Raw genomic sequence first — 25,763 nt, 5'->3', positions numbered from 1 at the left:
AGAACATGACGCCCAAAAGAACAGAAAGCGAAGAGACGGCGCTGGACGAACGGATCACCGGAGCGCTGGTAGGAGCCGCCGTGGGCGACGCCCTCGGCGGCCCCGTGGAGGGCTACTCCCCCGAGCAGATCCTCGAACGCCACGCCGGCCGCGTCCACGGCATCGTCGGCCCCTGGAACGGCGACGCCTGGCGCACCGCCCGCCCCATCGCCCCCTACCACAAGGGCGACGGCCACGTCACCGACGACACCTTGATGACGCACGCGCTGATCCGGGTCTACGCCCGGGTCCGCGACCACCTGGACGCCTACGCGATCGCCGACCACCTGGTCCCGGACCTGATGACGACCCCCCGCTGGATCCCGGAACTGGAGGCGGAGGCACTCCCCCTCCAGCGGATCTTCCTGGCGGAGAAGTGGCTGGTGTCGAGGATCCACTACGGCCATGTCGACCCCCGCGAGGCCGGCGTCGGCAACATCGTCAACTGCGGTGCCGCGATGTACATGGCCCCGGTCGGCCTGGTCAACGCGGCCAACCCGACCGGCGCGTACACGGAGGCCCTGGACATCGCGGGCGCCCATCAGTCGTCGTACGGCCGCGAGGCGGCGGGCGTCTTCGCAGCGGCGGTGGCGGCGGCGAGCGCGCCGGGTGCGACACCGGACTCGGTCGTGACGGCTTGCCTGAGCCTGGCGAAGGACGGCACCCGCACCGCGATCGACCGGGTCTGCGAAGTGGCGTCCCAGCACACGGACTTCGAGTCGGCTCTACGGCCCCTGCGGGAGGCGGTGACGCCGTACGACACGGTGGGCCCCGACTACCGACAGCCCTCCCTCGGCGCCCGCCGCCCCTCCCGCCTCCACGCCATCGAGGAACTCCCCGTCGCCCTGGGCATGTTGCTGGTCTCCGCCGGCGACTTCCGCCACGCGGTCGTGGGCGCGGTGAACTACGGCCGCGACTGCGACTCGATCGCGACGATGGCCGGCGCGCTGGCGGGCGCCCTGGGCTCCCCGGCCCCGGAGGACTGGTCGAAGACGGTGTCGGAAGCGAGCCGTCTGGACCTGTGGGAGCCGGCGACGACCCTCACGGCCGTGACCCGGGAGATCTTCGAACGAGACGTACGACGCCGCAGGGCCCACGAGGCGGCCTTCACGGAGATCGGAGGCCTGAGATGCTCCGACTGACCTGGGTCCAACCGGAGGACCTGATCGGCCACGAGCTCCGCCAGGCGACCCAGGACGGCCGGGAGCCTTCGGCGATCGCGGCGAGGTGGAGAGCGGCGGGCGGCCCCGAGGCCCCCCTGAGAGCCGGCGCGTCACCGGAACCGGCATCGAGATACCTCCGGCTGCTGGCAGAGGACCTGCTCGACGAACTTGCTGATCTGCCAGGCAAGTTGGACGACAGGGAGCCGACCGACCTGGCAAAGATCAAGGCCTTGTGCCCCGACTGGCCTGCCGACGCCGAACGCCTTGGCTGCGGACAGGCCCGCCTGGAAGCAGCCTGGCTAGGCCGAGCAGTCGGCTGTCTACTCGGCAAGCCCGTAGAAAAGCTCCCCCTGACCGCCATCCGCCAACTCGCCCAAGCAACCGGCAACTGGCCCCTCAACACCTACTTCACAGCCAAGGGCGTCCCCCAGGACCTCCTCACCACCCACCCCTGGAACCGCCGCTCGGCCGGCACCTCCCTCGTCGAGAACATCGACGGCATGCCCGAGGACGACGACCTCAACTACCCCCTCCTCAACCTCCTGTTGCTCAAGCGCCACGGCAGGCACTTCACCACCACGGACGTAGCCACCCTCTGGCTCGACGAACTCCCGGCAGGCCGCACGTTCACAGCCGAACGCATCGCCTACCGCAACCTCCTCACCGGCCTGGAACCCCCGAGAACGGCCCGCCACCGCAACCCCTTCCGCGAATGGATCGGCGCCCTGATCCGAGCCGACGTCCACGGCTGGACCAACCCCGGCGCCCCGGCAGCCGCAGCCGAACAGGCCCACCGGGACGCCACGCTCACCCACACCGCCAACGGCGTCTACGCGGCGATGTTCATCGCGGCCACCATCGCCACAGCCGCGACCGGCACGCACGACATCCACGCCGCCCTCCGCACCGGCCTCACCGTCGTCCCCCCGCACTCCCGCCTGGCCCAAGCGATCCGCCAGGCCATCCAACTCGCCCAAGAACACGAGGACTTCGACACGGTGGTGGACGCACTCCACGCCCAACACGCCGCCACCCATCACTGGGTCCACGCCATCCCCAACACCGCTCTCATCACCGCCGCCCTCACCCACGCGGACGGTGACTTCACCGGCTCCATCTGCCGTGCCGTGTCGGGCGGTTGGGACACCGACTCCAACGGCGCCACCGCGGGAAGCATCGCCGCCCTCCTCACCGGCACCCCCATCGCGCTCCCCGACCGCTGGACGACGCCCCTCAAGAACCGCCTCGCCACCACCGTCGGCGACTTCAACGGCACCGGCTTCGACGCTCTGGCCCACCTCACCCACCTGGAGGCTGCCCGCCCATGACCCACATCGCCGTGCTCGGCAGCACGAACATGGACCTGGTCACGTACGTCGAAAAGGCACCCCAACGCGGAGAGACCGTCACCGGCCGAGAATTCCGTACGATCCCCGGCGGCAAGGGCGCCAACCAAGCGGTCGCCGCGGCCCGCGCGGGCGCCATGGTCTCGATGATCGGCGCGGTCGGCAACGACTCCTTCGGCACCCGCATGCGCTCCACCCTGGAGCACTCCGGCGTGACCACCGACCACCTGCGCACGACGGAGGGCCCGTCCGGCACCGCCCACATCGTCGTGGACGACGAGGGCGGCAACGCGATCGTCGTGATCCCCGGCGCCAACGGCACCGTCGACCACCTCGTCCCCGGCGACGAGGGCCTCATCGCCTCCGCCGACGCCCTGCTCCTCCAGCTGGAGATCCCCCTGACCGCGGTCCTGGCGGGCGCGGAGACGGCCCGCGGCCACGGCATCCGTACGATCCTCACACCCGCCCCCGCCCAGCCCCTGCCCCCCGAACTCCTCGCCGCCACCGACCTGTTGGTCCCCAACGAGCACGAGGCCACCGCCCTCACCGGCCGCACCGACCCGCTCGCCGCGGCCACGGCCCTGCTGGACCAGGTCCCGGAGGTGGTCGTCACCCTGGGCGCGGCCGGCAGCCTGTACGCGGCCCGGGGCAGCGAGCCGTTCACCGTCCCCGCACCACAGGTCACCGCCGTGGACTCGACCGGCGCGGGCGACACCTTCGTCGGCACCCTGGCCGTGGCCATCGGCGAGGGCCGCCCGATGCGCGAGGCACTGACGTGGGCGGCCGCCGCGGCCGCACTCTCCGTACAGAGAGCAGGCGCGTCGGCCTCGATGCCGTACCGCTCCGAGATCGAAGCGCAGTTCGCCTCATGAACACTCCGCCCCTGAATGGCCTGCGCGTCCTCGACCTCGCCACCCTCTTCGCCGGCCCGCTCGCCGCCACCCTGCTCGGCGACTTCGGCGCCGAGGTCGTCAAGGTCGAGCACCCCACGAAACCGGACCCCTCCCGCGGCCACGGCCCGTCGAAGGACGGAGTCGGCCTGTGGTGGAAGCTGCTGGGCCGCAACAAGCGCACGATCACGCTGGACCTGTCGAAACCGGGTGGCCGCGCCACCCTCCTCCGCCTGGCCGGAACAGCGGACGTCATCATCGAGAACTTCCGCCCCGGCACCCTGGAGAAGTGGGATCTCGGCTGGCCGGAGCTGTCCGCTGCCAACCCCCGCCTGGTCCTCACCCGCGTCACCGCCTTCGGCCAGTTCGGCCCCTACTCCCACCGCCCCGGCTTCGGCACCCTCGCCGAGGCGATGAGCGGCTTCGCCGCGATCACCGGCGAACCGGACGCACCCCCGACGCTCCCGCCGTTCGGCCTCGCCGACTCGATCGCGGGTCTGGCGACGGCGTACGCGGTGATGACGGCTCTGGCGGCCCGTGACCGCACGGGCGAGGGCCAGGTGGTGGACATGGCGATCATCGAACCGATCCTCACCGTCCTCGGCCCGCAGCCGACCTGGTACGACCAGCTGGGATACGTCCAGGAGCGCACCGGCAACCGATCCGCCAACAACGCCCCGCGCAACACCTACCGCACGGCGGACGGCAGTTGGGTCGCCGTGTCGACCTCGGCCCAGTCGATCGCGGAGCGCGTCATGCGCCTGGTCGGCCGCCCGGAGCTGATCGACGAGCCGTGGTTCGCCACGGGCGCCGAGCGGGCCGCCCACGCCGACGTCCTGGACGAGGCGGTCGGCTCCTGGATCGCCGAGCGCCCCCGCAGCGAGGTCCTCGCGGCCTTCGAGAAGGCGGAGGCGGCGGTGGCCCCGGTCCAGGACGTACGGGACGTGATGACGGACCCGCAGTACCAGGCCCTCGACACCGTCACCACGGTCGACGACCCCGACCTCGGCCCCCTGCGTATGCAGAACCTCCTCTTCCGGCTGTCCGCCACCCCCGGCGCGATCCGCTGGGCGGGCCGCCCCCATGGCGCGGACACGGCGGAGGTCCTGACCGAACTGGGCCTGACCGAGGCCGAGTTGACCGCCCTGCGCACGGAGGGAGCCCTGTGACGGCCCACCCCCTCACCTGGCTCTACGCCCCCGGCGACCGTCCGCACGTCGTGGCCAAGGCCCTCGCCTCCGGTGCCGACGTCGTCGTCATCGACCTGGAGGACGCGGTCGCCCCGGACCGCAAGGAGTACGCCCGCGAGGCCACCGCCGAACGGCTCTCGGAACCCCAGCCGGTCCCGGTCCACGTCCGCGTGAACGCCCTCGGCGGCCCCCTCGCGGCAGCGGACCTCGCGGCGGTGGCCGCCCTCCCGGGCGTGTCCGGCCTGCGCCTGCCCAAGGTGACCTCCCCCGACCAGATCATCCACATCGCGCAGACCACGTCCCCCGCCGACGGCGGCGCACCCCCGCTCTACGCCCTCCTGGAAACGGCCCTGGGCGTCGAGCGGGCCTACGCGATCGCAGCCGCCCATCCCGCCCTGCACGGCATCGCCCTCGGCGAGGCGGATCTACGCGCCGACCTGGGCGTACGCGAGGACGCGGGCCTGGACTGGTCCCGCTCCCGAGTGATCGTGGCCGCCCGCGCAGCAGGCCTGGCTCCCCCGCCCCAGTCGGTCCACCCGGACATCCGGGACCTGGACGGCCTGGCCGCGACCTGCGCCCACGGCCGCACCCTCGGCTTCCTCGGCCGCGCCGCCATCCACCCGCGCCAGCTCCCGGTCATCGAGCGCGCCTACCTCCCCACCGAGGAGGAGCTCGAACAGGCGGAGACGATCGTCAAGGCGGCCACGGCCGAGCAGGGCGCCCAGGCACTGCCGGACGGGAGGTTCATCGACGCGGCGGTGGTGGCGGCGGCTCAGCGCACGCTGTCCCTGGCCCGCCGGAAATGACGGAGGGCGCCCGGAGCTCTCCGGGCGCCCTCATCGACGTACAACCGACCGTCAGGTCTTCTTCGCGGACTCCGCGTCGTCCTTGACCTCGGCCTCGGCCTCGGAATCGCCCTCGGAATCGGCCTTGGCCTCGTCCTTCTCGTCCGAGCTGTCCGCCTCGGTCTCCGACTCGGCCTTGTCGCCGTCGGCCTCGGGACCGTCGGTCTCCGCACCGGGCTCCACGACCTCTTCCCGGCCCGGCCGCTTCTTCGCCGACACCACGAAGTACAGCACCGCGAGCAGGAAGACGACGATCGCCGTCCAGTTGTTGAGCCGCATGCCCAGGATGTGGTGGGCGTCGTCGACGCGCAGGTACTCGATCCAGAAGCGGCCCACGCAGTACGAGGCGACGTACAGCGCGAACGCCCGCCCGTGCCCGAGCTTGAAGCGGCGGTCCGCCCAGATCACCAGGAGCGCGACGCCGATGCACCACAGCGACTCGTACAGGAAGGTCGGGTGGTAGTACCCCGGCACCCGGCCGTCGGTCGACGAGGTGATGTGCAGGGCCCAGGGAAGATCGGTCTCCCGCCCGTACAGCTCCTGGTTGAACCAGTTGCCCCAGCGGCCGATCGCCTGCGCGAGGGCGATGCCGGGCGCGAGGGCGTCGGCCCAGGCAGGCAGCGGGATGCCCCGGCTGCGGCAGCCGATCCAGGCGCCCACCGCACCGAGCGCGATCGCGCCCCAGATGCCGAGACCGCCCTCCCAGACCTTGAAGGCGTCCACCCAGTCACGGCCCTCGCTGAAGTACAGCTCGTAGTCCGTGATCACGTGGTAGAGCCGGCCGCCGACGAGGCCGAACGGCACGGCCCAGACCGCGATGTCCGCGACCGTGCCGACCCGCCCGCCCCGGGCGATCCAGCGCTTGTTTCCGAGCCAGACGGCTACGAAGACGCCGATGATGATGCAGAACGCGTAGCCGCGCAGCGGGATGGGGCCGAGGTGGATCACCCCGCGCGACGGGCTGGGAATGTAGGCAAGTTCCATGGCAGGGTCGACGCTACCGTGCCGGACGGGGCCCACGGCAAGCGGCCCGGCTACGGCTGCATAACGGGCAGGCCAGAATCCCGGCCGGAAACTCTTACCCCTTGGCCGCCTCCTGCACCTGCTGCTTCAGCTTCGCCGGGGTCATCGTCTGGTCCGCGTAGATGTTCGTGCCGTTGAACAGGACGGTCGGCGTGCCGGAGAAACCGCCGTTGCGGAAGGCCGCCGCGGACTTCTGGACCCAGCTGTTGTGGGTGCCCTTCTCGACACACGTCCGGAACGTGGACGTGTCGAGCCCGTCGACCTTGGCCGCCAGTTCGAGGAGCTTGCTGTTCTTGGCGTAGGCGTCGTCGGTCTCGGTCGGCTGGTTCTCGAAGAGCACGTCGTGGTACGCGGTGAACTTCCCGGCGTCCTGGGCGCAGGCCGCGGCGTTGGCCGCGTTGCGGGAGCCGGTGCCGCCCATGTTGCCGTCGATGATCGTCGCCAGGTGGTACTCCACCTTGAGCTCGCCGGACTCGGTCAGCTCGTGGATCGTCGGGCGGTACGCCGTCTCGAAGGCCTTGCAGGCGGGGCAGCGGAAGTCCTCCCAGACGGTGAGCGTCGACTTGGCGCTCTCCTTGCCGACCGGGATGGCGAGGCTGTCCTCGCCGTTGGCCCCCGAGGGCGCCACGACCGGGCCCGCGGAGTCGCTGCTGTCGTCGTCCTTGCCGGAGTTCGCCGCGACGACGCCGATCACCGCCGCGAGACCCAGGACGCAGACGACGCTCGCGCCCACGATCAGCAATCGGCGCCGCTTCTCCGCGGACTTCTGCTTCTCGCGCTCTTCCGCCAGCCGCTCCCGGGCGGTGCGCTTTCCCTCACGGTTCTTCTCGCTCACACCCCGCAGAACGAACCGGGGAGGCGCACCGCGCCTCCCCGGTCCCAGGTCCACCCGTACGAGGGACCGATTCTGCTGTTACGCCTGTCCGCGCACGCCCTTCGCGAGGTCGCCCGCGAGCGCACGGACGGCCTCGATGCCGGCCTTGTCGTCCGGCGCGTCCAGCATCCGCTTCACGAAGGCCGAGCCGACGATCACGCCGTCGGCGAAGCCGGCCACCTCGGCGGCCTGCTCGGCGTTGGAGACGCCGAGGCCGACGCAGACGGGCAGGTCGGTGCCGGTGGCCCGGGTGCGCTCGACCAGGTCCTGCGCCTGCGCGCCCACGGACGCACGAGTACCCGTGACGCCCATCAGCGAGGCGGCGTAGACGAAGCCGCTGCCCGCCGCGGTGATCTCGGCGAGTCGCGCGTCCTTGCTGCTGGGCGCGACCACGAAGGCCGTGGCGAGCCCGTGCTTCTCGGCGTGCTCCCTCCACAGCGCCGACTCCTGCACGGGCAGGTCGGGCAGGATGCAGCCCGCCCCGCCCACCTCGGCCAGCTCGGTGGTGAAGCGCTCGACGCCGTAGCGGTCGATCGGGTTCCAGTACGTCATCACGAGCACCGGCTTCCCGGTGGCCGCGTAGGCCTCCTTGACCGTCCGCATGACGTCCGCGATCTTGAGGCCGCCGCGCAGGGCGATGTCGTCGGCGGTCTGGATGACGGGCCCGTCGAGGACGGGGTCGCTGTGCGGCAGACCCACCTCGACGATGTCCGCGCCGCCGTCGAAGACGGCCTTGATCGCCTCGATGCCGCCGTCCACGGTCGGGAACCCGGCCGGGAGGTAGGCGATGAGGGCGGAGCGGCCCTCGGCCTTGGCGGCGGCGAGGGTGTCCGACAGCAGCTGCCGCTGTCCGCCGATGAATTCAGCCCCGCTCACTTGGCGTCCCCCTCGATCTCGGCGATGTCGGCGGCGTTGGCCGCGACCTCGGCGTCGGTGTCGTACAGGCCGAAGTACCGCGCGGCCGTGTCCATGTCCTTGTCACCGCGGCCGGACAGGTTGATCACGATCAGCCCGTCCTTGCCCAGCTCCTTGCCGACCTCCAGGGCACCGGCCAGCGCGTGGGCGCTCTCGATGGCCGGGATGATGCCCTCGGTCCGCGACAGCAGGCGCAGGGCCTGCATGGCCGCGTCGTCGGTGACCGCGCGGTACTCGGCACGGCCACTGTCCTTGAGGTAGGAGTGCTCGGGGCCGATGCCCGGATAGTCCAGACCGGCCGAGATGGAGTACGGCTCGGTGATCTGGCCCTCCTCGTCCTGGAGGACGTAGGAGCGGGAGCCGTGCAGGATGCCGGGCTCGCCCGCGGTCAGGGTGGCCGCGTGCTCGCCGGTCTCGACGCCGTGTCCGGCCGGTTCGCAGCCGATGAGGCGTACGTCCGCGTCCGGGATGAAGGCGTGGAAGAGGCCGATGGCGTTGGAGCCGCCGCCGACGCAGGCGATGGCCGCGTCGGGGAGGCGGCCCGCGCGCTCCAGGATCTGGCGGCGGGCCTCGACGCCGATGACGCGGTGGAAGTCGCGGACCATCGCCGGGAAGGGGTGCGGACCGGCGACGGTGCCGAAGAGGTAGTGCGTGTGGTCGACGTTGGCGACCCAGTCGCGGAACGCCTCGTTGATCGCGTCCTTCAGCGTGCGGCTGCCGGACTTCACGGCGATGACCTCGGCGCCGAGCATGCGCATCCGGGCCACGTTCAGCGCCTGGCGCTGGGTGTCGATCTCGCCCATGTAGATGGTGCACTCGAGGCCGAACAGCGCGCAGGCCGTCGCCGTCGCGACGCCGTGCTGACCGGCGCCGGTCTCGGCGATGACGCGGGTCTTGCCCATGCGCTTGGTGAGCAGGGCCTGGCCGAGCACGTTGTTGATCTTGTGCGAGCCGGTGTGGTTGAGGTCCTCGCGCTTGAGGAACACGCGGGAGCCTCCGGCGTGTTCGGCGAAGCGGGGGACCTCGGTGAACGCGCTTGGCCTGCCGGTGTAGTTGACGAGGAGGTCGTCCAGTTCTCGGGCGAACTCCGGGTCGTGCTTGGCCTTGTCGTACTCGACGGCGACCTCGTCCACGGCGGCGACGAGGGCCTCCGGGATGAACTTGCCGCCGAACGCGCCGAAGTAGCCTTCGGTGCTGGGTACTTGACCCTCGGGGTCGGGAATGAAGAACTCGCTGGGCATGCGGAAACCTCACGATGAGTGTGTGTTGGGATCACTGATCGCCGTGGGGGCAGGGATTCTCAGTTGGCTGCGGGACCGCTGTGGCTGGTCGCGCCCGCGCGGCGGTAGCCGCAAATCAAACAGAGCCCCGCGCCCCTGAAGGGGCGCTGCCATCGCATGCCGTTCACCTGGCCAGGTTCGTCTCCGATGACGTATCGCACACGTCGTCCGTGCACCCTGCGTGCGGGCGCGCGGCAGCCACGGGGGCGGCAGCCGCGCGCGAGGCGGGCGTACCTGTCCATGGTTGTCGTCGTGAGCGTCATCGGGGCCGATCCTACCGGGAGATCATCCCCGGCCGTGTCGCAGTGCGGGGTGTTCGCCCGCCGCGACCAGGTCGGAGACCGCCGACTTCGGGTCCTTGCCGGTGACCAGGGACTCGCCGACCAGGACCGCGTCGGCGCCGGCGTTGGCGTACGCGATGAGGTCGTGCGGGCCGCGGACGCCGGACTCGGCGACCTTGACGAGGTGGGCGGGGATCTCGGGGGCGACCCGCTCGAACACCCCGCGGTCGACCTCGAGGGTCTTGAGGTTACGCGCGTTGACGCCGATGATCTTCGCGCCGGCATCCACCGCGCGCTCGACCTCGTCCTCGTCGTGGACCTCGACGAGCGGGGTGAGCCCGATGGACTCGGCGCGCTCGATCAGGGACTCCAGGGCGGGCTGGTCCAGGGCCGCGACGATGAGCAGCGCGAGGTCGGCGCCGTAGGCCCGGGCCTCCCAGAGCTGGTACGACGTGACGATGAAGTCCTTGCGCAGGACCGGGATGTCCACGCGCGCGCGGACGGCCTCCAGGTCGGCCAGCGAGCCGCCGAAGCGGCGCTCCTCGGTGAGGACGGAGATGACGGCCGCGCCGCCCGCCTCGTAGTCCGCGGCGAGGGCGGCCGGGTCGGCGATCGCGGCCAGCGCGCCCTTGGACGGGCTGGAGCGCTTGACCTCGCAGATGACCTTGACGCCGTCGCCGCGCAGGGCGGCGACGCCGTCCTTGGCGGCGGGAGCCTTGGCCGCGCGCTCCTTGAGCTCGTCGAGGCTGACGCGCGCCTGCCGTTCCGCGAGGTCGGCACGGACGCCGTCGATGATCTCGTCGAGCACACTCACGCGAGCGGCCCCCTTCCGGACGGTTGAAAACCCATGGTCACATCGATGGTATCCGGAGGAGGGCGTAGGCCTCACATCCGGTTGACGCCGGTCCCACTACCTGGACATTCGCCAGTTGATCAAGGGTGTAGCCAGCCACCGAACGGCAGGTTCCGGACAACCGTGAAGACCAGCAGCAACGCGCCCACGGTCCACAGGTGCACCGGCCCGAGGTCGAGCCGCAGCGGCCGGCCGCGCGCCGCACGGACCACCCAGACGGTCCACAGCACGGCGAAGCCCAGATAGCCCACAACGGCCGCCGCGTTGTCCTGGAGCGCGGCCAGGAAGTCCCCGTGGATGAACGCGTGCGCGCTGCGCAGGCCGCCGCAGCCGGGGCAGTACATGCCGGTGATGCGCAGGAGGGGGCAGACGGGGTAGTGGCCGGGCTGGTTGGGGTCCACGGTCCCCACGTAGGCGAAGGCTCCGGCGACGGCCGCGAGCACCCCGGCGGGGACGGCGAGCCGCGCTGCCACGGACCCGGCGGCGGACGGCGTCACCCTCTGGCTGTCGGCGTTCACGTCTCGCATTCTGCCCCCATACGGCCGCCACGCACGCGTAAGGGGCGATCCGGCACCGGATCGCCCCTCGGAGAAGTCGTACGCGAACGAGCCGTACGACGTTCAGCTCTTGGCGCCGGCCGACTCGATCTTCGCCACCTTGGCCTGGAAGACCTCGTGCGCGTCCTTCGGCTGGCCCAGGCCCATCGCGCTCATGACCCAGCCGACCACGCCGCCGAGGAACACGACCGCCACGCCGGCCCAGAAGCCCACCGGCTGAGCCATCACCATGAAGGCGCCCGCGACGCAGAACCCGATGAACGAAATTGTGACACCGGTCCAGGCGGCCGGGGTGTGACCGTGGCTGCTGCCCGCCATGACTTGCTCCTCGTTGCTGTGTACGTCTCGTACGTGTCTGAGCCGGACGCTCAAGGTCCATTGTCCCGCACGCGCGGGTGCGGTCTATCCGGGGGTCACCCTGGCCCGCCCGAGGGGCGCGGGGCTGTATCGATATGCGGCTCCGCCGCGTGGGCGCGACCAGCCCCCACCGGCCCGCAGGCTCACAACGGGCCTCCCAGCGGAGCGTTACGCCCCCGTGGGGTCTTCGCCCCGATCGAGCGCCTTCCAGACGTCCTCAGGCCGGTCCAGATCGACGACGGGCGCCTTACGACGCACCCGAGGCGCCCCGTTCCGCTCGTACCGGCTGGACATCGCAGGCCACAGCCGCCCATAGCGCAGCGCGAGCAGACCCGCGAGCAGAATCAGCGCCCCGCCGACGGCCGCGACGTACGGCCAGGCGGTGTGGCTCAGAGAGGCAACCGTGGCCGACGTGTCGCCGGACGCCCGCGCCGCCTGCTCGTCGAGCGCGGACGAGTCACCCGCACCGAGCAGCGCCGCGGCGACCGTGCCGGCGCCGGAGAGCGCGAGCAGGGCGGAGACCGCGAAGCGGCCTGCCTTGCGGACGGCAAAGACGGCGACGAGCGCGGCGAGGCCCACTATGGCGAGCGCCGCGGGAACGCCCGTGACGTCACTGCCCTTGGCGGTCAGGGGGAAGGTGCCGCCGGCCACCGTCGCGGTGCCCTCCGACCACTGCTGACGGGTCGCGAGCAGCGCCACGGTCGCGCCGAGCGCACCCGAAATGAGGGCCACGGCGAGGCTGAGGCGGCCGGCCCGGGCGGGCCCGGCGGCTTCGGAACGGGGGTGAGGTACGGCAGTCACGTACCCCACTATCGCCCGAACCCCGGGCGAACCGTCACCCGGGGTTCCGTGAGAAGCGCCCTATTTGCTCAGCCGGTTCGCTGTGTGCACCGCCCGAAGCACCGCCGCCGCCTTGTTGCGGCACTCCTGGTCCTCGGCGAGCGGGTCGGAGTCGGCGACGATGCCGGCGCCCGCCTGGACGTAGGCCGTGCCGTCCCGGAGCAGGGCCGTGCGGATGGCGATGGCGGTGTCGGAGTCGCCGGCGAAGTCGAGGTAGCCGACGCAGCCGCCGTACAAACCCCGCCGGGACGGCTCGAGTTCGTCGATGATCTGCATCGCGCGGGGCTTGGGCGCGCCGGAGAGCGTGCCGGCCGGGAAGCAGGCCGTGAGGACGTCGAAGGCGGTGCGGCCCTCGGCGACCTTGCCGGTCACCGTCGACACGATGTGCATGACGTGGGAGTACCGCTCGACGGACATGAAGTCGACGACCTCGACCGAACCCGGCTCGCAGACCCGTCCGAGGTCGTTGCGCCCGAGGTCGACGAGCATGAGGTGCTCGGCGCGCTCCTTCGGGTCGGCGAGGAGCTCGTCGGCGAGGGCCTGGTCCTCCTGCGGGGTCGCCCCGCGCCACCGCGTGCCGGCGATGGGGTGGACCATCGCCCGCCCGTCCTCGACCTTGACCAGGGCCTCCGGGGAGGAGCCCACGACGTCGAAGCCGTCGAAGCGGAAGAGGTACATGTACGGGGAGGGGTTGGTCGCCCTGAGGACCCGGTAGACGTCCAGCGCGCTTGCCGTGCACGGCGTCTCGAAGCGCTGCGACGGCACGACCTGGAAGGCCTCGCCCGCCCGGATGCGCTCCTTGATGTCCTCGACGGCCTCCTGGAAGTCGGGGCCGCCCCAGAGCGCGGTGTACTCGGGGAGTTCGGAGGGCGGGAGGACGGCGGGCGGCTGGGCCACCGCGCGCGAGAGGTCCGCCTCCATGGCGTCCAGGCGGGCCACCGCGTCCGCGTAGGCCTCGTCGACGCCCGTGTCGAGGTCGTTGTGGTTGATCGCGTTGGCGATCAGCAGGACCGAGCCCTCCCAGTGGTCCATGACGGCGAGGTCGCTGGTGAGGAGCATGGTCAGCTCGGGGAGCTTCAGGTCGTCGCGCTCGCCGGGGCCGATCTTCTCCAGGCGGCGCACGATGTCGTAGCCGAGGTATCCGACCATGCCGCCGGTGAAGGGCGGCAGGCCCTCCTGGTGCGGGGTGTGCAAGGTCTCGATGGTGGCGCGCAGGGCGGCGAGGGGGTCGCCGTCGACCGGGACGCCGACGGGCGGGCTGCCGAGCCAGTGGGCCTGGCCGTCGCGGGCCGTCAAGGTCGCGGCCGAGCGCACGCCCACGAACGAGTACCGGGACCAGGAGCGGCCGTTCTCCGCGGACTCCAGCAGGAACGTGCCGGGGCGCTCGGCGGCGAGCTTGCGGTAGAGCGCGACCGGGGTGTCGCCGTCGGCGAGGAGCTTGCGGGTGACCGGGACGACACGGCGGTCGGTGGCCAGCTTGCGGAACGTCTCGAGGTCCATGGCGGCTGACCTTACTGATCCGAGCCGGGTACGCCGGAATCGGCGTCCTTGAGCAGCACGTCCTCGTCGAAACAGGTGCGCGCGCCGGTGTGGCAGGCGGCGCCGACCTGGTCGACCTTGACGAGCACGGTGTCGGCGTCGCAGTCGAGCGCGACCGACTTGACCCACTGGAAGTGGCCGGAGGTGTCGCCCTTGACCCAGTACTCCCCGCGGCTGCGCGACCAGTAGGTGCAGCGGCCGGTCGTCAGCGTGCGGTGCAGCGCCTCGTCGTCCATCCAGCCGAGCATGAGCACCTCACCGGTGTCGTACTGCTGGGCGATCGCGGGGACGAGCCCGTCTGCGCTGCGCTTGAGGCGCGCGGCGATCTCCGGGTCGAGGCTGCTGGGCGGGGGCGTGCTGGTCATGTGGCCATTGTGCCGCGCGCCACTGACAAGCCCGGCGTGGTGTCCACTGATTGGAAAAGGGCGGCGCGAAGCGCCTCGGTGAGGGGTGGTGGTCGGGCGACGGGTGGGCGGACCCTTCGGGCAGACGTAGGCTGACTGCATGTCGACTTTCGCCAAGCGTGAACGACTTCTGCTCGCCGACCTGTTGGAGGCCGAGGGCCCGGAGGCCCCCACCCTCTGCGAGGGCTGGCTCACCCGCGACCTCGCCGCGCACGTGGTGGTGCGCGAGCGCCGCCCCGACGCCGCCGGTGGCCTGCTGATCAAGCAGCTCGCACCCCGGCTGGAACGGGTGATGGCCGAGTTCGCCGCGAAGCCGTACGAGGAGCTGATCCAGCTGATCCGTACCGGCCCGCCGCGCTTCTCACCGTTCCAGCTCAAGCAGGTCGACGAGATGTCGAACACCATCGAGTTCTACGTCCACACGGAGGACGTCCGCCGGGCCCGCCCAGACTGGACGCCCCGCGAGCTCGACCCGGTGTTCCAGGACGCCCTCTGGTCCCGTCTGGAGCGCACCGCGCGCCTGATGGGCCGGGGCGTCCCCACGGGCCTGGTGCTGCGCCGCCCGGACGGCCAGACGGCGGTCGCCCACCGCGGCGCACCGGTCGTGACGGCGACCGGCGAGCCCTCGGAGCTGCTGCTCTTCTTGTACGGCCGCCAGAACGCGGCCGAGGTCGAGCTGGACGGCGACAAGGACACGATCGCCAAGCTGCACGAGGCGAAGGAGCTGGGCATCTGAGAGGTCACTTGGGGAGCTCGGCGCGGCGCAGGTCCTTCACACACAGGGCGACGACCCCGCCGAGCCCGCAGACCACCGCACTGCCGACGAAGACCGGGCCGGTGCCCCACACCCCGATGGCGGCGGCCGACAGCGGCATGCTCAGCGGGGCGAACCCCAGGCTGACCAGGCCGGACACGGCGGTCACGCGGCCCAGGCAGGCGGGATCTGCCTGGGTCTGCAGCAGGGCCCCGCACATGGCTCCGCTGAGCCCGGCGAGCAGCCCGATCAGCAAGGCGATCCCGACGGCCGCGACGACGCCGGGGGCGTAGGCGAGGGAGCCGATCGCGACCGACCCGGCGAGGATGGCGTACGCCGCCACCTGCCCGGCGTGCGGCAGACGCCCGCGCACGGTCAGCAGCAGGGCGGCGGCACCGGCGCCGACCCCGAACCCGGAGAGCACCCAGCCCATCCCGGAGGCGCCCCAGCCGCGCTCGTCGGCGAGCAGGGTGAGGCCGACGTTGAGCGGGCCGACGAAGCCGAGGTCGCCGAGCGCGATGGCCACCATCAGTGGGGCGAGCACGCGGTGGCGGCGGATGTAGCGCAGGCCACCCACCAGGTCGCGCCAGGCGGTGCTGCCACCGGAGGCCGCCTTGTCGTCGGCGGGCAGCTCCCGCATCCGTACGGAGACCAGCAGCGGCACGGACACGGCGATCAGCAGCCCGGCGAGCCCGAACGCGGCCGCCGCACCGCCGACCGCCACCGCGAGCCCGCCCAGCGGCCCGCCCACGACGCTCGCGAAGCGGATCCCGAGACCCCGCATGCCCTGCACGCGCGCGAGCTGCCCGCGACTCGTCATGCGCGCGGGGAGGGCGCCCACGGCCGGCATGAACACCGCGTCGACGGTGCCGAAGACGAGGGCGAGCGCGGCCAGGGGCCACAGGCCCGGGCTGGTGAAGAACAGCAGACCCGCCACCGCCAGCACGGCCGCGCAGCGGACCGCGTCACTGCCGATGACCACCCTGCGCGGCCCGAGCCGGTCGGCGATCACTCCCCCGCCCAGCATCAGCAGCGCCCGCGGCAGGGCGCTCACCGCCATGACCACACCGGCCTGCGAGGGCGAACCTGCCTGTACGGCCGCCCAGGACAGGGCGATGTAGTAGACGCTGTCGCCGATCATCGAGGAGGTGTAGGCGGCGAGCCAGCGCAGGACGTTGCCGTCGCGGTGGGCGGGTCTGTCGACGACTTCGGCCGGGGCTATGAGCGTGGTGGTCACTGAAAGGTGTCCTCTCAGACGTCTCAGACGTCTCAGACGCGGAACGGGAAGGCGTACGTGTGCACCGCGACGTTCTCGCGGCCCTCGGTGTCGCCCGCGGCATCGGCGGCCCGGCCTTGCTCGTCGTACCTGTGCAGGAGCGCGAGCATGTCCTTGTTCAGCTCGGCCAGCTCGTCCGCCGTGAGGCGCAGCGCGGACTCGGTGGACTCGGCCGTCCGGTTCCACTCGGGGCTCCAGTGGGCGCGCTCGTCGAGCCAGCGCCGGTACATGTCCATGCGCTGCTCGGCGAAGAGCCTGCTGGCGGCGGTGTGCGCCGCCGCCTTCTCGGGGGCGTCGCGGAAGTCCTCCTGGTGGATGCTGACCCCGTCCGAGGCGGGCTGCCACCACCGCTCCCGGCCGTCCGCGCTCTGCGGCTCGGCCTCCTCGATGAGCCCGTGCTCGGCGAGTTTGCGCAGGTGGTAACTGACCAGCGAGACGGCCTCGTCGACCTGTTCGGCCAACTGTGAGGCGGTGGCGACCTGCATCAGCGTCAGATTCCGGCAGAGCCTCATCCGCAGCGGATGCGCAAGCGCCTTCAGCGTGCCCACGTCCGTGATCCGGCGGTCCCTCTCCTTGCTTGCCATGCCCCCAACCCTAGATACGAAAGAAAAGTTGCGCAATAGATTTTGCGCAACTTCCATTTCGCGTCTGCCCACAGGTAAGCCCCGACCACCCTGGTGGCCGGGGCTTACCTCAACGCTCCAGAGCGTCACCTGACGGGATGCCCCGCCTCCCGCAACGCGTCCTTGACCTCACCGATCCGCAGGTCACCGAAGTGGAAGACGGAAGCCGCCAGCACCGCATCCGCCCCCGCCCCGACCGCCGGCGGGAAGTCGGCCAGCTTGCCCGCGCCGCCGGAGGCGATCAGCGGCACGGTGACGTGCTTGCGGACCGCCTCGATCATCTCCAGGTCGTAGCCGTCCTTCGTGCCGTCCGCGTCCATCGAGTTGAGCAGGATCTCGCCCGCGCCCAGCTCGGCGGCCCGGTGCGCCCACTCGACGGCGTCGATGCCGGTGCCCTTGCGGCCGCCGTGCGTCGTCACCTCGAAGGAGCCCGACTCGGTGCGGCGCGCGTCCACGGACAGGACGAGCACCTGCCGCCCGAACCGCTCGGCGATCTCGCGGATCAGGTCCGGACGGGCGATCGCGGCGGTGTTCACACCGACCTTGTCCGCACCCGCCCGCAGCAGCTTGTCCACGTCCTCGGCCGTACGGACGCCGCCGCCGACGGTGAGCGGGATGAACACCTGCTCGGCGGTGCGGCGCACCACGTCGTACGTCGTCTCACGGTTGCCGGACGACGCGGTGATGTCCAGGAACGTCAACTCGTCGGCGCCCTCGGCGTCGTACACCTTGGCCATCTCGACGGGGTCGCCCGCGTCGCGCAGGTTCTGGAAGTTGACGCCCTTGACGACCCGGCCGTTGTCCACGTCCAGGCAGGGGATGACTCGTACGGCAAGGGTCATGCTGCGCTGTCTCCTCGGAACGCCTCCACCTCGACCTCGACGACCAGGCTGGGGTCCACGAGGCCGGAGACGATGATCATGGATGCGGCGGGCCGGACGGCGTCGAACAGCTCCTTGTGAGCGCGTCCGACGTCGTCCACGTCCCGGGCGTGGGTGATGTACATGCGCGTCCGCACGACGTCGTCCCGCCCGAGCCCCAGCTGCTCCAGCGCCGCGAACGCGACGTTGAAGGAGTTGATCGTCTGCTCGTACGGGCCGCCTCCGGCGATCTCGCCGTCCACTATCGACGTGCAGCCGGAGACCAGCACCAGGCCGTTGGGCAGTTCCACCGCACGGGAGTACCCGAAGGTCTCCTCCCAGGGCGCGCCGGTCGAGACGCGTCGCAGATCGCTCACTTGGCTACCGCCTCCAAGGCCTCTTCGAGGGTGAACGCCTTCGCGTACAGGGCCTTCCCGACGATGGAGCCCTCGACACCGAGGGGTACCAGTTCGGCGATGGCCCGCAGGTCGTCGAGGGAGGACACGCCACCGGAGGCCACGACCGGGCGGTCGGTCGCCGCGCAGACGTTCTTCAGAAGCTCCAGGTTCGGGCCCTGCAGCGTGCCGTCCTTGGCGATGTCGGTGACGACATACCGCGCGCAGCCCTCGGAGTTGAGGCGCTCCAGCGTCTCGTAGAGGTCACCGCCGTCGCGGGTCCAGCCGCGGCCCTTCAGGGTCGTACCGCGCACGTCCAGACCCACCGCGATCTTGTCGCCGTGCTCGGCGATGACCTTGGCGACCCACTCGGGGGTCTCCAGGGCGGCGGTGCCGAGATTCACCCGGGTGCAGCCGGTGGCGAGGGCCGCCGCCAGAGAAGCGTCGTCCCGGATGCCGCCGGAGAGCTCCACCTTGATGTCCATCGCCTCGGTGACCTCGCGGACCAGGGCCCGGTTGTCGCCGGTGCCGAACGCGGCGTCCAGGTCGACCAGGTGCAGCCACTCGGCGCCCGCCCGCTGCCAGGCGAGAGCGGCCTCCAGCGGGGAGCCGTACGAGGTCTCCGTGCCGGACTCGCCGTGCACGAGGCGGACCGCCTGGCCGTCGCGGACGTCCACTGCGGGCAGGAGTTCGAGCTTCGAAGCCATCAGAGGGTTCCGATCCAGTTGTTCAGCAGCTGCGCTCCGGCGTCGCCGGACTTCTCGGGGTGGAACTGCGTGGCCCACAGGGCGCCGTTCTCGACGGCGGCCACGAAGGGCTTGCCGTGCGTCGACCAGGTGACCAGCGGCGGGGTCATCGCCGGGTTCGCGGTCTCCAGAGTCCAGTCGTGGACGGCATAGGAGTGCACGAAGTAGAAGCGCGCGTCCGCGTCCAGGCCGGCGAACAGCTGGGAGCCGGCCGGCACGTCCACGGTGTTCCAGCCCATGTGGGGCACGATCTCGGCCTGGAGCGGCTCGACCGAGCCGGGCCACTCGTCGAGGCCCTCGGTCTCCACGCCGTGCTCGATGCCGCGGGCGAAGAGGATCTGCATGCCGACGCAGATACCCATCACCGGGCGGCCGCCGGACAGCCTGCGGTCGATGATCCAGTCGCCGCGGGCCTCGTGCAGGCCCTTCATGCAGGCGGCGAAGGCGCCGACGCCCGGCACCAGCAGGCCGTCCGCGTTCATGGCCTTGTCGTAGTCACGTGTTATCTCGACGTCGGCTCCCGTGCGCGCGAGGGCGCGCTCGGCGGATCGGACGTTGCCGAAGCCGTAGTCGAAGACGACCACCTTCTTCGCAGCAGCGCTCAACTCCACACCTCCAGCCTCATGACGCCCGCGACGAGACACATCGCGGCGCCGAACGAGAGCAGCACGATGAGGCTCTTCGGCATCTGGTTCTTGGCGAACGAGATGATGCCGCCGACCAGGAAGAGACCGACGAAGATCAGCAGGGTGGAGAGGCCGGTCACAGCGCGCCCTTCGTGGAGGGGAGGATGCCGGCCGCGCGCGGGTCGCGCTCGGAGGCGTAGCGCAGGGCTCGCGCCAGCGCCTTGAACTGGCACTCCACGATGTGGTGCGCGTTGCGGCCGTAGGGCACGTGCACGTGCAGCGCGATCTGGGCCTGGGCGACGAAGGACTCCAGGATGTGCCGGGTCATCGTCGTGTCGTACTCGCCGATCATCGGCGCCATCTTCTCGGGCTCGGTGTGCACGAGGTACGGGCGGCCGGAGAGGTCGACGGTGACCTGGGCGAGGGACTCGTCCAGCGGGACCGTGCAGTTGCCGAAGCGGTAGATCCCCACCTTGTCGCCGAGCGCCTGCTTGAAGGCGGCGCCGAGCGCGAGGGCGGAGTCCTCGATGGTGTGGTGGGAGTCGATGTGCAGGTCGCCCTCGGTCTTGACGGTGAGGTCGAAGAGGCCGTGGCGGCCGAGCTGGTCGAGCATGTGGTCGTAGAAGCCGACCCCGGTGGAGATGTCCGTCTTCCCGGTGCCGTCGAGATCGATCTCGACGAGGACCGAGGTCTCCTTGGTCACCCGTTCCACGCGTCCAACGCGGCTCATGCGCTCTGCTCCTTCTTCAGTTCACGTACCGCGTCGAGGAACGCGTCGTTTTCGGCGGGAGTTCCGGCGGACACCCGCAGCCACCCCGGAATCCCGTTGTCCCTGACCAGGACACCCCGGTCGAGGATCTTCTGCCACGCGGCGTGCGAGCCGCCCTCGTCGTCGAACCGCCCGAACTGCACGAAGTTCGCGTCGGACTCCACGACCTCGTAGCCGATCGCCCGCAGCTCGCCGACCAGCCGGTCCCGCTCCGACTTCAGCTGCTCGACGTACTTCAGCAGCGTGTCGGTGTGCTCCAGGGCGGCCAGCGCGGTCGCCTGGGTGATCGCCGACAGGTGGTACGGCAGCCGTACGAGCTGGACGGCGTCGACGACGGCCGGGTGCGCGGCGAGGTAGCCGAGGCGCAGACCCGCCGCGCCGAAGGCCTTCGACATGGTCCGCGAGACGACGAGATTCGGCCGACCTTCGAGCAGCGGCAGCAGCGACTCGCCGTGGCTGAACTCGATGTAGGCCTCGTCGACCACGACCATCGAGGGCTTCGCCGCCTGCGCGGCCTCGTACAGCGCGAGGACCGTCTCGCGCGGGACGGCGTTGCCCGTGGGGTTGTTGGGGGTCGTGATGAAGACGACGTCCGGCCGGTTCTCGGCGACGGCCTGCGTGGCGGCCTCGACGTCGATCGTGAAGTCCTCGTTGCGGGGACCGGAGATCCAGCCGGTGCCCGTGCCGCGCGAGATGAGCGCGTGCATCGAGTACGACGGCTCGAAGCCGATCGCCGTACGGCCCGGTCCGCCGAAGGTCTGCAGCAGCTGCTGGATGACCTCGTTGGAGCCGTTGGCAGCCCAGACGTTGGCCAGGCCGACCTCGTGACCGGACGTGTCCGTCAGGTACTTGGCCAGCTGGGTGCGCAGTTCTACGGCGTCCCGGTCGGGGTAGCGGTTGAGGTTCCGGGCCGCCTCGCGCACCCTCTCGGCGATGCGCTCGACCAGCGGCTCGGGCAGCGGGTAGGGGTTCTCGTTGGTGTTCAGCCGTACGGGGACGTCCAACTGGGGCGCGCCATAGGGGGACTTGCCGCGCAGCTCGTCCCGTACGGGGAGATCGTCGATGCCAGTCACTTGCCTTCAGGAACCTTCCACCCGAACCGAGCCTTGATCGCCGCCCCGTGGGCCGGCAGGTCTTCCGCCTCCGCCAGCGTCACCACGTGATGCGCCACGTCCGCCAGCGCGTCCTCCGTGTAGTCGACGATGTGGATGCCCCGCAGGAAGGACTGGACGGACAGACCCGAGGAGTGGCAGGCGCAGCCGCCGGTTGGCAGGACGTGGTTGGAGCCGGCCGCGTAGTCGCCCAGCGAGACCGGCGCCCAGGGGCCGATGAAGATCGCGCCCGCGTTGCGGACCCGGTCGGCCACCGCGGCCGCGTCGGCCGTCTGGATCTCCAGGTGCTCCGCGCCGTACGCGTCGACGACCCTGAGGCCCTCGTCGATGCCGTCGACCAGCACGATGGCGGACTGCCGGCCTGCGAGGGCCGGGCGGATCCGGTCCTCGATGTGCTTGGTGGCCGCGACCTGCGGCTCCAGCTCCTTCTCGACCGCGTCCGCGAGCGCCACGGAGTCCGTGACGAGGACGGCGGCCGCCAGCGGGTCGTGCTCGGCCTGGCTGATCAGGTCGGAGGCGACGTGCACCGGGTCGGCGGTGTCGTCCGCCAGGACCGCGATCTCGGTCGGGCCGGCCTCGGCGTCGATGCCGATCTTGCCGGTGAAGTAGCGCTTGGCGGCGGCGACCCAGATGTTGCCGGGGCCGGTGACCATGTTGGCCGGCGGGCAGGACTCCGTGCCGTAGGCGAACATCGCGACGGCGGTCGCGCCACCGGCGGCGTACACCTCGTCGACACCGAGCAGCGCGCACGCGGCGAGGATCGTCGGGTGCGGGAGGCCGTCGAACTCGGCCTGCGCCGGGGAGGCGAGGGCGATCGACTCGACGCCGGCCTCCTGCGCGGGCACGACGTTCATGATCACGGAGGACGGGTAGACGGACCGCCCGCCGGGCGCGTACAGCCCGACCCGGTCGACCGGCACCCACTTCTCGGTGACCGAACCGCCGGGCACGACCTGGGTGGTGTGCGTCGTACGGCGCTGCTCGCGGTGGACGAGACGGGCGCGCCGGATGGACTCCTCCAGGGCGGCGCGCACGGCGGGGTCGAGTTCCGTCAACGCGCGAGTGAGGGCCTCCGCGGGCACCCGCACCTGGTCCAGCTTCACCCCGTCGAACTTCTCGGCGAAGTCGATCAGCGCCGCGTCGCCCCGATGATGCACGGCCTCGCAGATCGGACGCACCTTCTCCAGGGCGGCCTGAACGTCGAAGTCGGCTCGGGGCAGCAGGTCGCGCAGGGCGGGGCCCTCGGGAAGGGCGTCGCCGCGCAGGTCGATTCGGGAGATCACGGGGTCAATTCTCTCAGACGCTCATCGGCCGTCGTTCAGGCATTCCAGTGGCTGATACGAATCGCAGGCGCAACCCGGAAGATCGCCTTCACGTCTAGCGTTCGGGACGTCACCCACCGGGCATGAACAGTTGTACGAAACCACGAAGAGCTACTGGGCAGGAAGGAAGACTGGTGACCGAGGGGGCCGGCATCCGCACCGGAGACCTGCCGGACGATCTCACCGCCGCCGAGGCCGGCATGTGGCAGGCCTTCCGCAACGGCAGCGTGTACGACCTGAGCAGCGGCGACACACTCGCCGACGATCCGCACGGCGGGCACCCGTGGGGCCCCGAGCGGACCGTACGGGCACGCATCGTGTGCTGGCTCCTCCTGGACGGGCCCCCTGCGCTCGCGGGCCGGGTGGCATCCCTGAAACTCACCGGCGTGCAGATCAGCGGCACCCTGGACCTCGCGGGCGGCACGGTCACGCCGTACGTCGAACTGCGGGGCTGCCGTTTCGAGCGGGAGGTCCTGCTGCCGGAGGCCCACTTCACGACCGTACGGCTGGTGGACTGCTCGGTGCCGCGCCTGGAGGCCGCCCGGGTCCACACGGAGGGCGATCTGCACCTGCCGCGCTGCCGCTTCCACAACGGCGTACGGCTGACCGACGCGCAGATCGGCACGGATCTGCTGATGAACCAGGCGATCGTGTACCGCGACCGCAGCGGCCGTTCGATCGCCGGGGACGGCATGACCATCGGCCAGGACCTGCAGGCCGAGATGCTGGAGTCGCACGGCGAGCTGAGCCTGCGCAGCGCCAAGATCGGCGTCTCGCTGAGCCTGCGCGGCGCCCGGCTGGCCAACCCGTACTCGCGACTCGCCCTGAACGCGCCCCAGCTGACCGTCGAGCGCACGCTCTACCTGACGCCGGCGGGCGTCGGCAGCCCCCTGCTGAGCGGTGCCACGCCCGCGCGCGGGACGCGGATCCAGCGGTTCGAGTGCCAGGGCGGGGTGCGGCTGGACGACGGGCGGTTCGGGGACTCCGTCGACCTGGAGCGGGCCCGGTTCACCTTCACCGACGAGCAGGAGCTGTCGCTGCGCCGCGTCCAGACGCCGGAGCTGCGCTTCCTCGGGGAGCGGCCGCAGCGCGGCAAGGTCGTGCTGTCGGGGGCGCGGATCGTCAACCTCGTCGACCGGGCGGGCGCGTGGCCGGGCCCGGGCAATCTGCACATGGGCGGCTTCGCCTACGAGAACCTCGTGCCGCAGGGCCCGTTCCCGCTGACCGAGCGGCTGGAGTGGGTGGCCGCGGCGAGCGCCGAGTACAACCCGGAGCCGTACGAGCGGCTCGCCACCGTGCTGCGGGCGGGCGGCGAGGACGAGGACGCGCGCGAGGTGCTGCTCGCCAAGCAGCGCCGGCGGCGCGAGAGCCTGCCGATCGCCGCCAAGCTGTGGGGGTACGTACAGGACTGGACGGTCGCCTACGGATACCGGCCGGGCCGGGCCGCCGTATGGATGGCGGTGCTGTGGGCGGCGAGCTCGGTGGCCTTCGCGCACGCGAGCCATCCGCCGATGAAGAGCGGCGAGCATCCGCCGTGGAACCCGGCCCTGTTCGCCCTCGACCTGCTCCTGCCGGTCATCGACCTGGGTCAGGTCGGCTCCTGGCGGCTGCACGGCGGCTGGCAGTGGCTGGCCGCGGCGATGATCCTGCTGGGCTGGATCCTGGCGACGACGGTGGCGGCGGGAGCCACGAGGCTGTTGCGACGGAACTAGGCCCCTGTGCACAGAGATCGAACAGTTGTTGAACAGTAACCTTTTTACTCTCTCTTGACTTTGCGACGTACAACTTTCCATGGTTTGCCCGGAACCTCTGGCGCATCGCCGACCTGCGGCTTTTCAATGGTCGACACCATGGCTCTGCTGCCGCCCTTCAGCCGCGCGTCCCGGCCGACCAGGACCGCCCCACCGCTTCTCACGACCGGACTGCCGGCCGACGACGAAGTGCTCCTCGACGCGCCCGACGACCGCCTCGGCCCCGCCCTCGTCGCGGCCGGGCAGGGCGCGTACGAGCCCGCGGCCGAACTGCTCGCCGCGACCCGCGCGGGCTGCGAATGGCAGATGCGCGAGCGGTACGTACGACGCCTGGCTTCCTTCGCCCGCTCGCGCCCCGAGTGGTTCGAGGCCTGGCGCGCCGCCGCCCCGCGCGACCCGGACGCGCTCCTGGTCGGCGCCCAGCTCGCGGTGGACCACGCCTGGCGCTCGCCGGCCCGCGCGGAGCTGCTGCGCGACGTGAGCCCCCTGATCACGGCCGCCGCGCGCGGCGACGACCGCGACCCGGTGCCGTGGCGTCTCGCGCTGGACCACGCGCGCGGCACGGGCGCCGGGCACACGTACTTCGGGGAGCTGTGGGAGGCGGCGGTCCGCCGCGCCCCGCACCACTACGGCTGCCATGTCGCGGCCCTGCGCTACCTTGCGGTCTCCTGGCACGGCTCCCACCGCGAGTGCTTCGACTTCGCCGACCTGGCCGCGCACGACGCCCCGGCCGGCTCCCTCGTGCAGGCGCTGCCCGCGCGGGCGGCCCTCGGCTATCTGATCGACGGATGCGGAGTCGAGATCCCGCGCGAGCGCCTGGACGCGGCGGCCGACCGCGCGATCACGCTCTCCGCCGGCTTCCCGGCGGCCGACCCCTGGCCGGCCGAGATCCGGAACAAGCTGGTGTACGTCCTCGTACGCCTCGACCGCTGGGAGGACGCCCTGGAACAGGTGCGCCTGATCGGCCCGTACGCGACCTCCTTCCCCTGGAGCCGGGACTCGGACGACCCACTCGGCCGGTTCCTGGAGATCCGCGACGAGATCCTCGACGAGATCCGCCGCCGGACCGCCCCAGGCCATCCACGGAGTGGGCACGCGGGACGTGCGCACTCCGGCGACCATTAGGCTCTTGC

The 25,763-nt window shown here is 71.4% G+C and carries 29 protein-coding genes; 8 read left to right on the top strand and 21 right to left on the bottom strand.

Translation table 11 applies throughout. The features are described 5' to 3' along the window. Positions 1–5: 5 nt before the first annotated feature. From IG08_RS0104375 to IG08_RS0104355, 5 genes are read left to right on the top strand one after another with little or no spacing between them, the layout of a single operon-like run. The gene (locus IG08_RS0104375) at positions 6–1,181 is read left to right on the top strand and encodes an ADP-ribosylglycohydrolase family protein (RefSeq protein WP_030596479.1); all 1,176 of its coding nucleotides are present in this window, start codon (positions 6–8) and stop codon (positions 1,179–1,181) included. After that, a complete protein-coding gene (locus tag IG08_RS0104370) occupies positions 1,169–2,530 on the top strand; it encodes an ADP-ribosylglycohydrolase family protein (RefSeq protein WP_030596477.1) in 1,362 nt (453 codons plus the stop codon). Before IG08_RS0104375 ends, IG08_RS0104370 begins: the two co-directional genes overlap by 13 nt. Beyond that, the gene (rbsK, locus tag IG08_RS0104365; protein ID WP_030596475.1) at positions 2,527–3,420 is read left to right on the top strand and encodes a ribokinase; all 894 of its coding nucleotides are present in this window, start codon (positions 2,527–2,529) and stop codon (positions 3,418–3,420) included. Before IG08_RS0104370 ends, rbsK begins: the two co-directional genes overlap by 4 nt. After that, on the top strand, positions 3,417–4,607 hold the full coding sequence (locus tag IG08_RS0104360) for a CaiB/BaiF CoA transferase family protein (RefSeq protein WP_030596474.1): 1,191 nt from the start codon (positions 3,417–3,419) through the stop codon (positions 4,605–4,607). The genes rbsK and IG08_RS0104360 overlap by 4 nt, the downstream gene beginning before the upstream one ends. After that, positions 4,604–5,434, top strand: a complete 831-nt coding sequence (locus IG08_RS0104355) for an HpcH/HpaI aldolase/citrate lyase family protein (RefSeq protein ID WP_030596472.1) — start codon at positions 4,604–4,606, stop codon at positions 5,432–5,434. The genes IG08_RS0104360 and IG08_RS0104355 overlap by 4 nt, the downstream gene beginning before the upstream one ends. A 51-nt stretch (positions 5,435–5,485) precedes the next feature. Here the strand turns inward: IG08_RS0104355 and lgt are convergent, their stop codons facing one another. The 11 genes from lgt to hisI form a co-directional block, all read right to left on the bottom strand. After that, positions 5,486–6,457 carry a prolipoprotein diacylglyceryl transferase gene (lgt, locus tag IG08_RS0104350; protein ID WP_030596471.1) on the bottom strand — a complete coding sequence of 324 codons (972 nt, stop codon included), beginning with the start codon at positions 6,455–6,457 and terminating at the stop codon, positions 5,486–5,488. Positions 6,458–6,551: 94 nt separating this feature from the next. Then, entirely contained in the window at positions 6,552–7,331 is a 780-nt protein-coding gene (locus tag IG08_RS0104345; protein ID WP_030596469.1) for a DsbA family protein, read from the bottom strand. Between the two features lie 78 nt (positions 7,332–7,409). Beyond that, positions 7,410–8,228: a tryptophan synthase subunit alpha gene (trpA, locus tag IG08_RS0104340; RefSeq protein ID WP_030596466.1), complete on the bottom strand. Its 819-nt coding sequence runs from the start codon at positions 8,226–8,228 to the stop codon at positions 7,410–7,412. Between the two features lie 14 nt (positions 8,229–8,242). Next, positions 8,243–9,526, bottom strand: a complete 1,284-nt coding sequence (trpB, locus tag IG08_RS0104335; RefSeq protein WP_030596457.1) for a tryptophan synthase subunit beta — start codon at positions 9,524–9,526, stop codon at positions 8,243–8,245. Between the two features lie 59 nt (positions 9,527–9,585). Beyond that, a complete protein-coding gene (gene trpM, locus IG08_RS62945; protein WP_390898607.1) occupies positions 9,586–9,807 on the bottom strand; it encodes a tryptophan biosynthesis modulator TrpM in 222 nt (73 codons plus the stop codon). Positions 9,808–9,850: 43 nt separating this feature from the next. Next, positions 9,851–10,660: an indole-3-glycerol phosphate synthase TrpC gene (trpC, locus tag IG08_RS0104330; protein WP_030596455.1), complete on the bottom strand. Its 810-nt coding sequence runs from the start codon at positions 10,658–10,660 to the stop codon at positions 9,851–9,853. 119 nt (positions 10,661–10,779) lie between these two features. Continuing rightward, positions 10,780–11,226: a DUF2752 domain-containing protein gene (locus IG08_RS0104325; RefSeq protein WP_030596453.1), complete on the bottom strand. Its 447-nt coding sequence runs from the start codon at positions 11,224–11,226 to the stop codon at positions 10,780–10,782. A gap of 93 nt (positions 11,227–11,319) precedes the next feature. Beyond that, positions 11,320–11,574 carry an HGxxPAAW family protein gene (locus IG08_RS0104320; protein WP_030596451.1) on the bottom strand — a complete coding sequence of 85 codons (255 nt, stop codon included), beginning with the start codon at positions 11,572–11,574 and terminating at the stop codon, positions 11,320–11,322. Positions 11,575–11,781: 207 nt separating this feature from the next. Next, entirely contained in the window at positions 11,782–12,423 is a 642-nt protein-coding gene (locus tag IG08_RS0104315) for a TIGR02234 family membrane protein (protein WP_030596448.1), read from the bottom strand. A gap of 51 nt (positions 12,424–12,474) precedes the next feature. Next, on the bottom strand, positions 12,475–13,953 hold the full coding sequence (locus IG08_RS0104310) for an anthranilate synthase component I (RefSeq protein ID WP_030596446.1): 1,479 nt from the start codon (positions 13,951–13,953) through the stop codon (positions 12,475–12,477). A gap of 11 nt (positions 13,954–13,964) precedes the next feature. Beyond that, entirely contained in the window at positions 13,965–14,357 is a 393-nt protein-coding gene (gene hisI / locus IG08_RS0104305) for a phosphoribosyl-AMP cyclohydrolase (protein ID WP_030596445.1), read from the bottom strand. A gap of 139 nt (positions 14,358–14,496) precedes the next feature. Here hisI and IG08_RS0104300 point away from each other — a divergent pair, with 139 nt between their 5' ends. Continuing rightward, on the top strand, positions 14,497–15,132 hold the full coding sequence (locus IG08_RS0104300) for a TIGR03085 family metal-binding protein (RefSeq protein WP_030596443.1): 636 nt from the start codon (positions 14,497–14,499) through the stop codon (positions 15,130–15,132). Between the two features lie 4 nt (positions 15,133–15,136). On the opposite strand, the gene IG08_RS0104295 is transcribed toward IG08_RS0104300, so the two are convergent. The 10 genes from IG08_RS0104295 to hisD form a co-directional block, all read right to left on the bottom strand. Further along, positions 15,137–16,387 carry an MFS transporter gene (locus IG08_RS0104295; RefSeq protein WP_030596441.1) on the bottom strand — a complete coding sequence of 417 codons (1,251 nt, stop codon included), beginning with the start codon at positions 16,385–16,387 and terminating at the stop codon, positions 15,137–15,139. A gap of 32 nt (positions 16,388–16,419) precedes the next feature. Then, positions 16,420–17,010, bottom strand: a complete 591-nt coding sequence (locus IG08_RS0104290) for a winged helix-turn-helix domain-containing protein (protein ID WP_030596439.1) — start codon at positions 17,008–17,010, stop codon at positions 16,420–16,422. 125 nt (positions 17,011–17,135) lie between these two features. Continuing rightward, entirely contained in the window at positions 17,136–17,891 is a 756-nt protein-coding gene (gene hisF / locus IG08_RS0104285) for an imidazole glycerol phosphate synthase subunit HisF (RefSeq protein ID WP_030596437.1), read from the bottom strand. Then, the gene (locus IG08_RS0104280; protein WP_030596435.1) at positions 17,888–18,286 is read right to left on the bottom strand and encodes a RidA family protein; all 399 of its coding nucleotides are present in this window, start codon (positions 18,284–18,286) and stop codon (positions 17,888–17,890) included. Before IG08_RS0104280 ends, hisF begins: the two co-directional genes overlap by 4 nt. Further along, entirely contained in the window at positions 18,283–19,011 is a 729-nt protein-coding gene (priA, locus tag IG08_RS0104275) for a bifunctional 1-(5-phosphoribosyl)-5-((5-phosphoribosylamino)methylideneamino)imidazole-4-carboxamide isomerase/phosphoribosylanthranilate isomerase PriA (protein ID WP_030596433.1), read from the bottom strand. The genes IG08_RS0104280 and priA overlap by 4 nt, the downstream gene beginning before the upstream one ends. After that, complete coding sequence (gene hisH / locus IG08_RS0104270) at positions 19,011–19,661, bottom strand: imidazole glycerol phosphate synthase subunit HisH (RefSeq protein WP_030596431.1); 651 nt, start codon at positions 19,659–19,661, stop codon at positions 19,011–19,013. The genes priA and hisH overlap by 1 nt, the downstream gene beginning before the upstream one ends. Continuing rightward, positions 19,652–19,816 carry a hypothetical protein gene (locus IG08_RS60590; protein WP_030596429.1) on the bottom strand — a complete coding sequence of 55 codons (165 nt, stop codon included), beginning with the start codon at positions 19,814–19,816 and terminating at the stop codon, positions 19,652–19,654. Before IG08_RS60590 ends, hisH begins: the two co-directional genes overlap by 10 nt. Further along, complete coding sequence (gene hisB / locus IG08_RS0104260; protein ID WP_030596427.1) at positions 19,813–20,406, bottom strand: imidazoleglycerol-phosphate dehydratase HisB; 594 nt, start codon at positions 20,404–20,406, stop codon at positions 19,813–19,815. The genes IG08_RS60590 and hisB overlap by 4 nt, the downstream gene beginning before the upstream one ends. Further along, the gene (locus IG08_RS0104255) at positions 20,403–21,518 is read right to left on the bottom strand and encodes a histidinol-phosphate transaminase (protein ID WP_030596426.1); all 1,116 of its coding nucleotides are present in this window, start codon (positions 21,516–21,518) and stop codon (positions 20,403–20,405) included. Before IG08_RS0104255 ends, hisB begins: the two co-directional genes overlap by 4 nt. Continuing rightward, positions 21,515–22,840, bottom strand: coding sequence for a histidinol dehydrogenase (hisD, locus tag IG08_RS0104250; protein ID WP_030596424.1), 1,326 nt, complete (start codon positions 22,838–22,840; stop codon positions 21,515–21,517). Before hisD ends, IG08_RS0104255 begins: the two co-directional genes overlap by 4 nt. Before the next feature lie 173 nt (positions 22,841–23,013). Between hisD and IG08_RS0104245 the strand changes: the two genes are divergently transcribed. Both IG08_RS0104245 and IG08_RS0104240 read left to right on the top strand, forming a co-directional pair. Next, positions 23,014–24,591 (top strand): hypothetical protein, encoded by a 1,578-nt coding sequence (locus tag IG08_RS0104245; RefSeq protein WP_030596422.1) that lies wholly within the window; start codon positions 23,014–23,016, stop codon positions 24,589–24,591. A 126-nt stretch (positions 24,592–24,717) separates the two neighbouring features. Beyond that, positions 24,718–25,755, top strand: coding sequence for a hypothetical protein (locus tag IG08_RS0104240; RefSeq protein WP_030596420.1), 1,038 nt, complete (start codon positions 24,718–24,720; stop codon positions 25,753–25,755). Positions 25,756–25,763 lie beyond the last annotated feature (8 nt).

Origin of the sequence: Streptomyces fulvoviolaceus (genome assembly GCF_000718165.1) — a bacterium.
Classification (GTDB): Bacteria; Actinomycetota; Actinomycetes; order Streptomycetales; family Streptomycetaceae; genus Streptomyces; species Streptomyces fulvoviolaceus.
Note: the sequence above shows the minus strand (reverse complement) of the source record. Positions and strands in the feature narration are given on the sequence as shown.

Excerpts from the sequence above, each read along its gene's own strand:
- IG08_RS0104375 (WP_030596479.1), top strand. The coding sequence starts at position 6 with ATGACGCCCAAAAGAACAGAAAGCGAAGAGACGGCGCTGGACGAACGG.
- IG08_RS0104370 (WP_030596477.1), top strand. The coding sequence starts at position 1,169 with ATGCTCCGACTGACCTGGGTCCAACCGGAGGACCTGATCGGCCACGAG.
- rbsK (WP_030596475.1), top strand. The coding sequence starts at position 2,527 with ATGACCCACATCGCCGTGCTCGGCAGCACGAACATGGACCTGGTCACG.
- IG08_RS0104360 (WP_030596474.1), top strand. The coding sequence starts at position 3,417 with ATGAACACTCCGCCCCTGAATGGCCTGCGCGTCCTCGACCTCGCCACC.
- lgt (WP_030596471.1), bottom strand. The coding sequence starts at position 6,457 with ATGGAACTTGCCTACATTCCCAGCCCGTCGCGCGGGGTGATCCACCTC.
- trpB (WP_030596457.1), bottom strand. The coding sequence starts at position 9,526 with ATGCCCAGCGAGTTCTTCATTCCCGACCCCGAGGGTCAAGTACCCAGC.
- trpM (WP_390898607.1), bottom strand. The coding sequence starts at position 9,807 with ATGGACAGGTACGCCCGCCTCGCGCGCGGCTGCCGCCCCCGTGGCTGC.
- IG08_RS0104325 (WP_030596453.1), bottom strand. The coding sequence starts at position 11,226 with ATGCGAGACGTGAACGCCGACAGCCAGAGGGTGACGCCGTCCGCCGCC.
- IG08_RS0104320 (WP_030596451.1), bottom strand. The coding sequence starts at position 11,574 with ATGGCGGGCAGCAGCCACGGTCACACCCCGGCCGCCTGGACCGGTGTC.
- IG08_RS0104310 (WP_030596446.1), bottom strand. The coding sequence starts at position 13,953 with ATGGACCTCGAGACGTTCCGCAAGCTGGCCACCGACCGCCGTGTCGTC.
- hisI (WP_030596445.1), bottom strand. The coding sequence starts at position 14,357 with ATGACCAGCACGCCCCCGCCCAGCAGCCTCGACCCGGAGATCGCCGCG.
- IG08_RS0104300 (WP_030596443.1), top strand. The coding sequence starts at position 14,497 with ATGTCGACTTTCGCCAAGCGTGAACGACTTCTGCTCGCCGACCTGTTG.
- IG08_RS0104290 (WP_030596439.1), bottom strand. The coding sequence starts at position 17,010 with ATGGCAAGCAAGGAGAGGGACCGCCGGATCACGGACGTGGGCACGCTG.
- hisF (WP_030596437.1), bottom strand. The coding sequence starts at position 17,891 with ATGACCCTTGCCGTACGAGTCATCCCCTGCCTGGACGTGGACAACGGC.
- priA (WP_030596433.1), bottom strand. The coding sequence starts at position 19,011 with ATGGCTTCGAAGCTCGAACTCCTGCCCGCAGTGGACGTCCGCGACGGC.
- hisB (WP_030596427.1), bottom strand. The coding sequence starts at position 20,406 with ATGAGCCGCGTTGGACGCGTGGAACGGGTGACCAAGGAGACCTCGGTC.
- IG08_RS0104240 (WP_030596420.1), top strand. The coding sequence starts at position 24,718 with ATGGTCGACACCATGGCTCTGCTGCCGCCCTTCAGCCGCGCGTCCCGG.